This window comes from Hymenobacter sp. UYCo722 (assembly GCF_040547115.1).
GTDB lineage: Bacteria > Bacteroidota > Bacteroidia > Cytophagales > Hymenobacteraceae > Hymenobacter.
Genome location: NZ_JBEPPC010000011.1, coordinates 16,451 through 28,230, shown reverse-complemented (window position 1 = coordinate 28,230; position 11,780 = coordinate 16,451). Strand labels below are relative to the sequence as shown.

At 62.0% G+C, this 11,780-nt stretch carries 13 protein-coding genes; 8 read left to right on the top strand and 5 right to left on the bottom strand.

Going from position 1 to position 11,780, the window contains the following annotated elements; translation table 11 throughout:
- Window positions 1–216: 216 nt before the first annotated feature.
- The 3 genes from ABIB44_RS19290 to ABIB44_RS19280 form a co-directional block, all read right to left on the bottom strand.
- Complete coding sequence (locus ABIB44_RS19290) at window positions 217–915, bottom strand: metallophosphoesterase family protein (RefSeq protein WP_354586316.1); 699 nt, start codon at window positions 913–915, stop codon at window positions 217–219.
- 106 nt (window positions 916–1,021) lie between these two features.
- Window positions 1,022–1,240, bottom strand: coding sequence for a hypothetical protein (locus ABIB44_RS19285; RefSeq protein WP_354586315.1), 219 nt, complete (start codon window positions 1,238–1,240; stop codon window positions 1,022–1,024).
- Window positions 1,241–1,288: 48 nt separating this feature from the next.
- The gene (locus tag ABIB44_RS19280; protein ID WP_354586314.1) at window positions 1,289–1,819 is read right to left on the bottom strand and encodes a hypothetical protein; all 531 of its coding nucleotides are present in this window, start codon (window positions 1,817–1,819) and stop codon (window positions 1,289–1,291) included.
- Window positions 1,820–1,912: 93 nt separating this feature from the next.
- Between ABIB44_RS19280 and ABIB44_RS19275 the strand changes: the two genes are divergently transcribed.
- The 8 genes from ABIB44_RS19275 to ABIB44_RS19240 all read left to right on the top strand — a co-directional run bounded on the left by ABIB44_RS19275 (window position 1,913) and on the right by ABIB44_RS19240 (window position 8,636).
- Entirely contained in the window at window positions 1,913–2,155 is a 243-nt protein-coding gene (locus tag ABIB44_RS19275; protein ID WP_354586313.1) for a 4a-hydroxytetrahydrobiopterin dehydratase, read from the top strand.
- A gap of 74 nt (window positions 2,156–2,229) precedes the next feature.
- Window positions 2,230–3,003: a 16S rRNA (cytidine(1402)-2'-O)-methyltransferase gene (gene rsmI, locus ABIB44_RS19270; protein WP_354586312.1), complete on the top strand. Its 774-nt coding sequence runs from the start codon at window positions 2,230–2,232 to the stop codon at window positions 3,001–3,003.
- Window positions 2,945–4,693 (top strand): apolipoprotein N-acyltransferase, encoded by a 1,749-nt coding sequence (gene lnt / locus ABIB44_RS19265; RefSeq protein WP_354586311.1) that lies wholly within the window; start codon window positions 2,945–2,947, stop codon window positions 4,691–4,693. Before rsmI ends, lnt begins: the two co-directional genes overlap by 59 nt.
- Before the next feature lie 131 nt (window positions 4,694–4,824).
- Window positions 4,825–5,628 carry an inositol monophosphatase family protein gene (locus ABIB44_RS19260; RefSeq protein WP_354586310.1) on the top strand — a complete coding sequence of 268 codons (804 nt, stop codon included), beginning with the start codon at window positions 4,825–4,827 and terminating at the stop codon, window positions 5,626–5,628.
- Between the two features lie 59 nt (window positions 5,629–5,687).
- On the top strand, window positions 5,688–5,900 hold the full coding sequence (locus ABIB44_RS19255) for a hypothetical protein (RefSeq protein WP_354586309.1): 213 nt from the start codon (window positions 5,688–5,690) through the stop codon (window positions 5,898–5,900).
- A gap of 133 nt (window positions 5,901–6,033) precedes the next feature.
- Window positions 6,034–6,375 carry a hypothetical protein gene (locus ABIB44_RS19250; protein ID WP_354586308.1) on the top strand — a complete coding sequence of 114 codons (342 nt, stop codon included), beginning with the start codon at window positions 6,034–6,036 and terminating at the stop codon, window positions 6,373–6,375.
- Between the two features lie 121 nt (window positions 6,376–6,496).
- Window positions 6,497–7,357: a class I SAM-dependent methyltransferase gene (locus tag ABIB44_RS19245; protein WP_354586307.1), complete on the top strand. Its 861-nt coding sequence runs from the start codon at window positions 6,497–6,499 to the stop codon at window positions 7,355–7,357.
- Window positions 7,358–7,370: 13 nt separating this feature from the next.
- Window positions 7,371–8,636, top strand: a complete 1,266-nt coding sequence (locus ABIB44_RS19240) for an O-antigen ligase family protein (RefSeq protein WP_354586306.1) — start codon at window positions 7,371–7,373, stop codon at window positions 8,634–8,636.
- 51 nt (window positions 8,637–8,687) lie between these two features.
- Here the strand turns inward: ABIB44_RS19240 and ABIB44_RS19235 are convergent, their stop codons facing one another.
- Complete coding sequence (locus tag ABIB44_RS19235) at window positions 8,688–9,710, bottom strand: SPASM domain-containing protein (RefSeq protein ID WP_354586305.1); 1,023 nt, start codon at window positions 9,708–9,710, stop codon at window positions 8,688–8,690.
- Between the two features lie 161 nt (window positions 9,711–9,871).
- Window positions 9,872–11,638, bottom strand: a complete 1,767-nt coding sequence (locus ABIB44_RS19230) for a TlpA family protein disulfide reductase (RefSeq protein ID WP_354586304.1) — start codon at window positions 11,636–11,638, stop codon at window positions 9,872–9,874.
- Between the last annotated feature and the right edge of the window lie 142 nt (window positions 11,639–11,780).

Here is an 11,780-nt window from a genome sequence, read left to right as displayed (position 1 = left end):
CCTTGTGCAGCTTCAATCCAAAAGCATCACAATATGAGGCAAAAAATGTTTTCTGAATTAACAATTTTATAATTTTTCCAAGCAAACAAACCCTGCAGCTAGCACCATTCAGCTGAGTGATTATTAAAAACCCGCAACTGCTCTTGGCATAACACCAAACCGGCCGCTACCTGCAATAAGGAGCGACCGATTTGAGCCGGATTAGCCGGGTCGGTTTCAACGGCGGCCGATGGGATAAGCGGGCTCGCAGTTGGGCACCTGGGTAACTTCCCAGGTATCGAGGTTGAGGGCCGAGAGCCGGGCGAAATCCGTATTGTGGCGGTATACGCAGCCGCTGTCGAGGCCCAGCGCGCCGGGGCGTTGGGCGGCCTGGGTGCGTACCTGCGCCGCCGGCCGGGGTACGTGCCCGTGCAGCAGCCGCCGGCCGCCGAGGCGCGAGGCGTCGAACACGAATTTCTTGGTCGTGAGCATGGTGACGTAATCCTGGCGCATTTCGGCGGGCGGGAGGGCGAAGTTGTAGCCGGCATGGACCAGCACAAAATCGGGCAGCTCAATTTCGTAGGGCAGGGCATCGAGCCAGGCCAGGTAGCAGGGGGGAATGTCGCTGGCCCGCCGCACGCCGAAGCTGCGCAGCGTGGGCTGGCGGCCGGGCAGGCCCACCCAAGCCCAGCGGTGGCGGTGGCGGGCTTCGTCGAGCAGGGCGTGGTCGTGGTTGCCGCGCAGGCAGTGCACTTGGTAGCCGGTGGCTTGCAGCTGCATCAGGTAGTCGAGCACACCCTTGCTGTCGGGGCCTTTGTTCACGTAGTCGCCCAGTAGGTAAAGCGTATCGGCAGAGGTCAGGCGCAACTCATCTTCGACCAAACGCCGGAAGGTATGCAGGCAGCCGTGCAGGTCGGTAGTGGCGTAGCGGCTCATGGGCGGGCGGATAGACAAAGCAAAGCACGTCATGCGGGGCATGACGTGCTTTTACGTTCGATGCGGTTCTGCGGCCAGGCCGGCCAGTGGCCGCCCTCAGCAGCGACTAATGACCGCCGCCGTAAGCCGGCTTGTCCAGCTCCGTTTTATCGAGGTTGCGGTTGGGGTCCTGCACGCCGGCGTCGAGGGCTTCCTGCTCGAGGCGCTGGCGGGTGGCTTCGTCCCTATCCGATACGGGCAAACCATCCGCGCCCTTAGGCTGCTCAGACTGGGTAGGGGCCCCCTTGTTTTCGCTGGATTGCTGGTTGGATTCCGTATTAGACATGATTGTAGGGGAAGAAGATGAGTAAATAGCCCGGCCAGTTACCCCAGCCTATTGGCTGATGGCCGTGTCAGCGGCATCGGGGTCGTTGAGCTCGGCGTTGGTGTCGGTGCCGGTGATAGGCTTAATGGGTTTGGGCTCCATTTGGCCCATGCCTACGCGGGAGTTGGGGTTCAGCATCTCGTCCACGCCGGGGCGACGGTCGTGCGCGTCGAGCTCGTCGACGGGGCGGCCGCTGGGCACAATGGTATCGGTATAGTCGTCGAGGGCCGGCATGTCCTGGTTCGCGCGGTCGGGCCGGCCTTCGTCTTCCGAGCGCATATTGTCGCGGGGCGGGGCCATATCGTCGGCGTTCTCGTTCACGCCCACGGCCGTGGTGCCACCGGCCGTGTCGGAGCCGAAGCCTTCCTTGCCGTCGCGGTTGCCGAAGCCACCGCGGGCCGCCTCGTTCTTGGGCGGGTCGGCGTTGGGAATGTGGTGGCCGGCCTCCATTTCTTCGTTGGTCGTGTCGTCGTTGATGACGCGGATGGGGCGGTTATTCGGGTCGATGGCCATGGGGCGGGAGGTATTTGGAATAAGCAAGTGTATAGAATGGTGTACTTTGGTTTGGCCGTTTGGGTTTTGCCCGGCCGCCGGGGCCGGGCCGCCGGCTCTTCATTAAATATAGAAAAATTTATGTGGTCAACCATCGACAATAGCCTGGCCCGCACGTTCCGGTTCAGCGACTTTCGCACGGCCTTCGCCTTCCTCACCGAAGTAGCCGCCGAGGCCGAGCGCCTCGACCACCACCCTTGGCTCAGCAACGAATACAACGTGGTTGAATTCCGCCTGCAGACCCACGACGCGGGCAATACCGTAACGGCCCGCGACCACCGCCTGGCAGCGGCGATTGATGCCGTGGCAGAACGCTACGCTTGATAAGGCATGAGGCCTGTCGGGGCCAGCGGGTCATTTCCCAATTCCTCATTAAGCGCAGCGTCTACCTTTGCCCCATGCCCACTCCCACGGTCCTATACCTCGTGCCCACGCCGATTGGCAATCTGGAAGACATCACCCTGCGCGCCATCCGCGTGCTGGGCGAGGTAGGTACGGTGCTTTGCGAAGATACCCGCACCAGCGGCCGCCTGATGCAGCATCTGGGCATTAAAAAGCCGCTCCTCTCCTACCACCTGCACAACGAGCACCAGCAGGTGCCGCGCCTGCTGGCCCGGCTGGCCGCCGGCGAAACCATGGCCCTGGTGAGCGACGCCGGCACGCCGGGCATCTCCGACCCCGGCTTTTTGCTGGTGCGCGAGTGCCTGGCCCAGGGCCTGGGCGTGGAGTGCCTGCCCGGGGCCACGGCCTTCGTGCCGGCGCTGCTGAAGTCGGGCTTCGGGGCCGAGCGGTTTACGTTCGAAGGCTTTTTGCCGACGAAGAAGGGGCGGCAGACGCGCCTGCTGCAACTGGCGGCAGAAACCCGCACCATGATTTTTTATGAGTCGCCGCACCGCATCGTGAAGACACTGGGGCAGCTGGCCGAAGTGCTGGGGCCGGCGCGGCCGGCGTCCGTTAGCCGCGAGCTCACCAAGCTGTTCGAAGAAACCGTAACCGGCACGCTGGCCAGCCTGGAGGCTGACTTCGCGGCCCGGCCCACCATTAAAGGAGAAATTGTCGTTGTCGTCGAAGGAAACCTTGCCCCGCCCCCCCGCGAGCCCCGCCCCGGCCGCGATGACCGATATTACCGCCGCGCCGATGATGCCGACGATGAATCCGAATCGGAAGACTAGCCAGCCCGGGCTGCCCCTCGCCGCGCTGGCCGTGCTGGGCGGTGTGCTGCTGTGCGCCGGCTGGATGCCCTGGCCCACGGCGTTCACGGTCCCGCTGCTGTTCGTGGCCTGGGTACCCTACCTGCTGATGGAGCGCCGCCTCACGTTGGAAGGCGCGCGCAAGGGCCGCGTGTTTGCGCATACCTACCTCATGCTGCTGCTCTGGAATGCCCTAACTACCTGGTGGGTGAGCTACGCCAGCCTGCCCGCCGGCATCGCCGCCGTGGTCCTGAACGCCCTGCTGATGTGCCTGCCGCTAATGGCCTTCCGCCAGACCCACAAGCGGCTGGGTTACCGCTGGGGCTACGCCCTGCTGCCGGTGTACTGGATTGCTTTTGAGCAACTGCACCTGCATTGGGACATCACCTGGCCCTGGCTCACGCTGGGCAACGGCTTCGCGGCCGCGCCCGGCTGGGTGCAGTGGTACGAGTACACGGGCTTCCTGGGCGGCTCGGTGTGGGTGTGGGTGGTGAATTTGCTGTTTTTTAAAATTTTAATTAAAAAGTATGAATTAAAAATTATGAATGATTCGAGTAGGGTGAATGGCGATGACCAGACAGCGTCCGCATCCCAAGCTTCATTTTTAATTTTTAATTCTCAATTTTTAATTCCCTTTCTGGCCATTGGCTTGCCCATTGCGCTTTCCTATCTCATTGGAGCAGTTTACCAGGAGAAAGGCCCCACGGAAGAAGTGGTGGTCGTGCAGCCCAACTTCGACCCCTACGTGGAGAAGTTTGAGGGCGGCCCCAAATTCATTCCCTACGACGAGCAGCTTACGCGCCTGTTCACGCTTTCCGAGCAGCACCTCACGCCAGCTACCCGACTGGTTATTTGGCCCGAAACGGCGCTGGAAGAGCCTTACTGGGAAAATACGCTGGAAAGCAATCCGAAAATCCGCCGCATTCGCGAATGGCTGACGCGGCACCCGGGCGTGGCCCTGCTCACGGGCATCACCACGCTGGGCTCGTACCCGAATAAGGAGACTGCCAGCGAAACGGCCCGCTACCGCGACGACTTGGGCTACTACGACTTCTTCAACTCCGGCGCGTACTTCGCCGATGCCAGCGCCCGCGTGGTGGTTTACCACAAGTCGCGGCTGGTGCCAGGGGTGGAGAAAGTGCCGCCCCTGTTGGTATCGCTCGTCTCGCACATCGACCTGGGTGGCACGGTGGGCAGCGTGGGCAGCCAGGCTGAGCGCACCGTGTACCCGGCCCCGGCCAACGCCCCGGCCCTGCGCGTGGCCCCGGTCATTTGCTACGAATCCATCTACGGCGACTTCGTGAACCAGTACCCGGGCAACGGGGCCACGCTGCTGGCCTTGTTCACCAACGACGCGTGGTGGCACGACTCGCCCGGCTACCGCCAGCTGCTGAGCTACGGCCAGTTGCGCTGCATCGAAACCCGCCGCGACCTGGCCCGCTCGGCCAACACCGGTTTCACCGGCTTCATCAATCAGAAAGGCGAAATCACCCAGCGCGAGCCAGCCTGGGTGCCCACCGCCAGCCGCGCCCTGGTGCATTTGAATGAGGAAGTGACCTTTTATGCCCGCTACGGCGAGCTGATTGGCCGCGGCGCGCAGTTGCTGGCGGTGCTGGGGCTGCTGGCAGCCGTGGTGGTCAGCTGGCGGCGGAAAAGTGACGTAGCAGGGTAGAGACGCAATATTTTGCGCGTCGTCGTTGAATGACCGGAGCCGCGCCGTTCCGGAGCTACCAGGCAGACTAAACAACATTAGCAACGGCGAGACGCAAGAAAACTGTGCCTCTACCCCGTTCAGCCAACGCCATGACTCCTGATTTTCCCCAACTGTCCCTCGACCTAGCCGCCCTGTGCCGCCGCACGGCCCAATTCATCCGTCAGGAAGCGGCCACGTTTGACCGCGGCCGCGTGGAGCATAAGGGCCTACACGACTTAGTGAGCTACGTAGACCAGGAAACCGAGCGCCGCCTCGTGGCCGGCCTACGCGAGCTGCTGCCCGAAGCCGGCTTCATCACCGAGGAGGGCACGGCCGGGCCCGATTCGGCCACCGGCGAGTTCACCTGGATAATCGACCCGCTCGATGGCACCACCAACTTCGTGCACGGGCTGCCGGTGTACGCCATCAGCGTGGCGCTGCTGCATGGGCGCGAGCTGGCGGTGGGCGTGGTGCACGAGGTGAACCGCGACGAGAGCTTCCGGGCGGTGCGCGGCGGCGGTGCTTTCTGCAACGATGCGCCCATGCGCGTCAGCGACGTGCCCACCCTCAACGGCGCACTCATTGCCACGGGCTTTCCTTACACCGATTTCGGCAAGCTCGATGCCTTTCTGCAGATTTTGGGGGTGTTTTTCACGCGCAGCCACGGGGTGCGGCGGCTGGGCTCGGCGGCCGTCGACCTGGCTTACGTGGCGGCTGGGCGCTGCGAGGGCTTCTTCGAGTTCAACCTAAATTCCTACGACGTAGCCGCCGGCCTGCTGCTGGTGACGGAAGCCGGCGGCCACATTACGCAGTTTCTGGTGGATGGCGACCCGCTGTTTGGGCGCGAGGTAGTGGCCAGCAACCGCCTCATTCACGCTGAGATGCAGGCGGCAATTGGCGAGTTCTGGCGGTAGCCCTCCGGCCCGACTAACTACCGCGCAAACTATTCTTTCTTCTCCGCAGTTATTCCGCTATGCTTCTGCTGGCCATTACTTCCGTCGAAATTCAATACCTGCTGATTAGCGCGCTCTTCGTGATGGCCGCTTTTTACGTGGGGCGTATTTTCTACCGCGCGTTTTTCAGCAAAACGGCCGCCGGCTGCGCCAAAGGCTGCGGTGGAGCCTGCGGACAGATTGACGTGGAGGCGCTGCAACGCACGATTGAACGCCAGGCCGCCGCTAAGTAATGCCGTTTGGCTATTTATCTGGCCCGAGGATAACCCGCCCCCGCCCCCGCCCCGTATAGCCGGAGCGGGGGCGGCGGGCTTTGCGGCCCGTAGCCCCGCAGTTTCGCTCCTCTCCCCAAAACACCCCACCGCCATGCAGGACAAAGAAGAAGAACGCTCGCTCATAAGCGTCGAGAATCGACTCAAAAAAGAAGGATACGCCCAGGATTTCAACGTGGTGGACGGCCGGCTGCAAACCATTGGCCACGACTCGAAAAAGGCCTATACCCCCGACGAGGTGACCATCGTGGATTTCTATCGCTTCGAAGGCGAGAGCAACCCCGACGACATGTCCATCCTCTACGCCATTGAAGCCACCGACGGCGTGAAGGGCACCATTTCGACAGCCTACGGCACCTATGCCGATGGCGACACCGACGACTTCCTGAAACAGGTCGAAGACCTCGGGAAAAACCTCACCAAGCAGGTGAAATAGCGACTGCGCCTTCGGGTTCGGCCGGGCTCCCGTCCGCAGCTGCGCGCTGTGGCTGGGAGCCCGCTTTTTTTCGCGCTTACTTTGCGGGGATACTTCCTTCCAGATTCTTTTCCGGCCGCTTATGATTCGCCTTTCGCCCCCGGCCTTTTCGGGCAGCAACGATATTAAAGACCTCCTGACGGCCATGCTCCGCCGCCGCGCCGCCGAATGGGTAGGCAAGGACATGCTGGACGTACCCGCCGGCAATGGCGACACCGCCCAGCTGCTGCACGAGTTGGGAGCCCGCGTCACGGCCTCCGACCTCTACCCCGAGTTCTTCCGCTACCCCGCCATTCCGTGCGTGAAGGCCAACCTGAACGACACGCTGCCCTTCGCCGATGCCAGCTTCGACGTGGTGATTTGCCAGGAAGGCATCGAACACATGCCCAACCAGTTGCATCTGTTTCAGGAGCTAAACCGGGTGTTGCGGCCGGGCGGCCGGGCCATCATCACCACGCCCAACTACTCGAACCTACGCACCCGCCTCAGCTACCTGCTGCTCGAAAGCGAGGCCTACAAGCTGATGCCGCCCAACGAAGTCGATTCCATCTGGGCCGCCGACCGGGCCCACAACATCCACGACGTGTATCTGGGCCACATTTTCTTCGCCAACCTCACGCGGCAGCGGGCGCTGGCGGCGCTTTCGGGCCTGCGCATCACGGAGGTGCACCCCAGCCGCGTCAACTACACGTCGCTATTTCTGCTACCCTTCTACTACCCCTGGATGCGGCTGCTCGGCGGCGTAGCGCGGCGGCGTGGCCTGCGGCGCGGCACGCCCTCGGCCCGTCGGCCCGAAATATATGCCGAGCTGGCCCGCCTCAATGGCAGCCTGAACGTGCTCACCGGCGGCCATCTCATCGTGGAATATGAGAAGCGCGCCGAAACCTCGGAGGCCGTAGCCGCGCTCACCGGCAAGCTCAACCTGACAACCGACCGCACCTAAGCCACTGCCCGCCGTGCCGCCTTCCGCGTCTTACTACACTTCGGGCCGGCTCTCGCAGCACCTGCTGTGGCTGGCCGCCGTGGCTGGTGTGGTGGGCCTGCTGGCAGCCCGCTCGCTGGTGGCGCTGGCCCCGGTAGTGGGCACGGTGGCCGCCCTGGCCAACCCCCATCTGCGGCGCGACCTGCCCCGCTACTACCGCAATGGCGCGGCCCTGCGCGCCGCCGCGCTGGTGGTTTTCCTGCTGCTGAGTGGCCTGTATACCAGCCAATGGGCCGTGTGGCGGCACGAGGTTTTCCGCAGCCTGCCGTGGCTGGCCGTGCCGCTGGCCTTCACGCTGGCGGTACCGCTCAGCCGCTGGCAGCGCCTGACGGTGGGCAGCTTGTTTGTGCTGGGCACGGCGGCGGTAGGGTTGGCCACACTGGGTCGCTACCTGCTGCATCCGGCCGCGGCCAACGCGGCCATTCGCATCGGCCACAACCTGCAGGCCGTCACGCGCATTTTCCACGTGCCGTTTGGGGTGATGCTGGCGCTGGCCTTCTTCTGGGGTCTGCTGTTGCGACGCACGACTCTGGCGGGGCCATTATTGCGCACGGCGCTGCTGGCGGCGGCGGCGGCGGCGGCCCTCACGCTACATGTGCTGGCCTACCGCACCGGCCTGCTGGTGCTCTACGCGGGCCTGCTGGCCTACGCGGGCTGGCTCCTTAGCCGCCGCCACGCCCTGCTGGGCTTGGGCCTGCTGCTGCTGCTGGGCCTGGCACCGTGGCTGGCCTACCAGTCGCTCGAATCGGTGCGGCAGCGGGTGCAGGGCACGGTTTGGGACGTGCAGAAATACACCCTAGGCCAGGATATGAACAATTACTCCCTGGCCCAGCGGCTGGCGGCCACCGAAACGGCTGGGGCCATTATCGGCCAGCATTGGTTGCTGGGCGTAGCCCCAGCCGATACCCACACCGCTATGCAGGCCCAGTATCAGTGGCACGACTTCGGCCTGCGCCCCGCCAACTGGGTCGACGTTCACAACCAGTACCTGGAGGCGTTGCTGGGCGGCGGCGTGGTGGGGCTGGGGTTGTGGCTGGCGGTACTGTTCGGGCCGTTGTTGCACCCGGCTACCCGGCGCAACCCCGCCGTCCTGTTCTTCATCGTCGTGCAAGCCACCGTCATGCTCACGGCCGACATGCTGAGCCTGCAAATCGGTCTCAACCTGTTTATTTTCGGTTATGGCTTCCTAATAGTAGCAAAGGAACGAGCGGAACAATTATCAGTGAACAGTGAACAATGAACAGTGAGCAATTTAAAACGACACTGTTCACTGTTCACTGATAACTGATTTTCACCCCCACACCTTGGTGCCCTCCGAGCAGTTGCGGCACATCTCAATCTGGTCGCGTCCTTTCAGTAAGCTGCTTCGAAACTGCTGGTACTTGGGGCCGCGCCAGAGCTGGCGAAAGGTCTCGGTTTTGAGGTCGCCCTGACGGTATTCAGCATCTTTGTCGAAGCAGCAGGGCACCACCAGGCCGTCCCAGGTGATGACGCAGGAGTGCCACATCTTCCAGCAGTGGTCGACCAGCTTGTTTTTCAGGCTCCAGGTGTTGTCGCCGTTGTTCTGGTAGCGCGAGTAATAGTCGATGGTCGGGATGAGCGGCGAGCCCTGCGCGTGGTCGTAAATCTGCGCGGTTTTGAACCACACGTCGTCCACGCCCAGCGCCTCGGCCAGTTGCTTGGCATCGTCAATCTGGTGCTCGTTGGGCCGCACCACCAGAAACTGGAAGATGATGCGCGGCGTACTTGCCTTCAGCTCATTGCGCCATTTCACCACGTTGCGGGTTCCTTCGAGCACTTTCTCCAGCTTGCCGCCCACCCGGTACTGCTGGTACACCTCCTGTGTGGTGCCATCGAGCGAAATGATGAGGCGGTCCAACCCGCTTTCCACGGTTTTGCGGGCGTTGTCGTCGCTTAGGTAATGGGCATTAGTGCTGGTGGCGGTATAGATGCCCTTATCAGAGGCGTACTTCACCAGTTCCAGAAACTGCGGGTGCAGGTAAGGCTCACCCTGAAAGTAAAAAATCAGGTACCACAGCCGACTAGCCACCTCATCAATGGTGCGCTTAAATAAATCGCTTTGCAGCATGCCCGTGGGCCGCGTAAACGAGCGCAGGCCACTGGGGCACTCCGGACAGCGCAGATTGCAGCTCGTGGTGGGCTCAAAGCTCAGGGCCATGGGCAGGCCCCGCAGCCGGGCCTTGCCGGTGAGCTTGCTCAGAATGTAGGACCCCACCACTTCCAACGTGTTCCATACCCGCAAGGGGGTGGCTTTGGCAAGCAGGTTGCGGGTATCGGCGAAGGGTAGCGGCATGAAATAAGGAGGAACGCAGCGGGCAAAAATAGGTCATCCTGAGCGCAGCGAAGGACCTTACAACGGGAGAGCAGCCAATGTTAGAATCGCTCTAACGGCTTTTCTGGCGTAATAAGGTCCTTCGCTAGGCTCAGGATGACCTTTTTTTTGAACGTTGCCGCTTATTTTTTGGTAGCCGGCGCGAATTCGATGGCGCTGGTATAAGTGCTGGCTTTGCCGAACGACTGGTTAATTTCGTCCACAGCTGCGCGGCTGCTCAGGCGCTTGGGCTTGGTATTGAGGAAGGTACCATCCTCGCCAACCAGGAAGTACGAGGGTACCTCCTGCAAGGCGTAGGCGTGGGCCGTGGCCGAGCGCAGGCCGCCGCCGGGCACGCGTACCTGCACGCCGGGCAGCTTTTTAATGTTGACAAGCGACTTCCAGGCCTGCTCATTTTCATCGAGCGCCACGTTCACGAACACAATGTTCTTGCCTTCAAACTTGCGCATCAGCTCCTGGGCGTAGGCCAAATCGCGTAAGCACAGGCCATTGGTCGACTTCCAGAAGTTCAGGTACACCAGCTTGCCCGCGAAGTCGTGCAGATGGATGGTATCGCCGGTGGCCGAGGTCAGCTTGAAATCGGGAGCCGGTGCGCCAATGGCAAAGTCCTTGTGCCGGTCGAAGTCGCTGAGTAGCGTAGGGTAATAGAGGTTGCGCGCGTCGTAGTTGCGGAAATCGGCCAGCATGGCCGCCGATTGTTTTACGTGCCCAAAACGGAACGACTCCTGCAGAATCCGGCCCAGAATGATGGCCCGGGTGGGGCCGCCGAGCTTCTTCACGGTCAGCGCATAGCAGGCGGGGTAGAAATCAGGGTCGGCACGCTGGTGCTTGTCCTGCGCTACGGCGAAGTGCACGTAGTTGAGCAGAAACTCGTGGTACAGCTCGCTCTGAGCGGCATTGGGCTCGTTGAGGAGGCCGGGCTCGCGCAGGAAATTGTAATAGTCAGGGGCCATTTTCAGGCGTCCTTCGGTGTTTACTACCTGCTCGCGCAGGTCCTGAAAGGTCAGTTTATCGTTGGCGTACGAGTACACCACTTCGGCGTGGGCATAGTTGTAAAACTCCTGGGTGAACGACTGCTTAGCCGCGTGGTCGTCCAGAAACTCCAGTTCATGCTTGCGACGGTAATCCAGGAAGGAGATAAACGGCGCTTCGTAGAGCTGAATGTTATCAGGCAGCACTTGGAAACCGTCGTTTTCCACGAACTGCGCGTCGAACTCCGAGAGGTAGTTGTTGGCGTTGGCAGCCTGCTGGCGGTGGCGCTGCTGTTCGGTCAGGTTCGAGCCGTTGCGCAGCTTGGTTCCGAGGCCGGTCGGCACATCGTTGGCCTTGAATTTCAGGGTTGTCGACATGTCGCTGCCCTTGAAGCGCACATCCAGGTCGGTGCCCGCATCGAGAAACAGCGGAGCCACGTCATCGCCATATACCAAATCGGCCTTGGTGGGCCCGTACAGCGGAATCGAGAGCTTAAATTCCCCCTTATCGTTCACTGGCACCCGAATCAGCTTATCCTTGGGGTCGAGCGGATTCTCGCGCAGCGACACAGCCACCGAGTCGGTTGTTGAGCCGCTAATACGGCCAAACAAAATGGCTTTGCCGGTCGGCTCAGGAGCTGGCGCGGGCTTGGCCATTGGTCTGGCAGCAGAGGCCGCTGCCGTTTTAACCGGAGCTGCCGGAGGAGCGACCGGCGCAACGGCCGCGGCGGAATTGGCAGCAGGCAGTGCAGTTGCGGCCGGCGTTGCCGCAGCCGGCCTAGAAACCGGCTTGGGAGCCGTAGCAACTGGCACCCTATGCTTGGCGTGAGGCTTCTGCTGGCCATGGCTCAGCACGGGCGCGGCCACTAGTGCCGCCACCAGCACTCGATGAACGTAGGTGGTTAATGATGCGGTCATGGCGCGGTATACAAGCGTTTGGCGGGGCCAACAATATTACGAAGGGGAAAAATGCCAGGCGGCCTAATAACATTCGCGGTAAAAGCCTATCAGCAATCCGAAGATACGCCCTTTTGATTTATAAAATCCAAATCAGACCCGC

Coding starts and splice junctions, on each gene's coding strand:
- ABIB44_RS19290 (WP_354586316.1), bottom strand. CDS start 915: ATGAGCCGCTACGCCACTACCGACCTGCACGGCTGCCTGCATACCTTC.
- ABIB44_RS19285 (WP_354586315.1), bottom strand. CDS start 1,240: ATGTCTAATACGGAATCCAACCAGCAATCCAGCGAAAACAAGGGGGCC.
- ABIB44_RS19275 (WP_354586313.1), top strand. CDS start 1,913: ATGTGGTCAACCATCGACAATAGCCTGGCCCGCACGTTCCGGTTCAGC.
- rsmI (WP_354586312.1), top strand. CDS start 2,230: ATGCCCACTCCCACGGTCCTATACCTCGTGCCCACGCCGATTGGCAAT.
- lnt (WP_354586311.1), top strand. CDS start 2,945: ATGACCGATATTACCGCCGCGCCGATGATGCCGACGATGAATCCGAAT.
- ABIB44_RS19260 (WP_354586310.1), top strand. CDS start 4,825: ATGACTCCTGATTTTCCCCAACTGTCCCTCGACCTAGCCGCCCTGTGC.
- ABIB44_RS19255 (WP_354586309.1), top strand. CDS start 5,688: ATGCTTCTGCTGGCCATTACTTCCGTCGAAATTCAATACCTGCTGATT.
- ABIB44_RS19250 (WP_354586308.1), top strand. CDS start 6,034: ATGCAGGACAAAGAAGAAGAACGCTCGCTCATAAGCGTCGAGAATCGA.
- ABIB44_RS19245 (WP_354586307.1), top strand. CDS start 6,497: ATGATTCGCCTTTCGCCCCCGGCCTTTTCGGGCAGCAACGATATTAAA.
- ABIB44_RS19235 (WP_354586305.1), bottom strand. CDS start 9,710: ATGCCGCTACCCTTCGCCGATACCCGCAACCTGCTTGCCAAAGCCACC.
- ABIB44_RS19230 (WP_354586304.1), bottom strand. CDS start 11,638: ATGACCGCATCATTAACCACCTACGTTCATCGAGTGCTGGTGGCGGCA.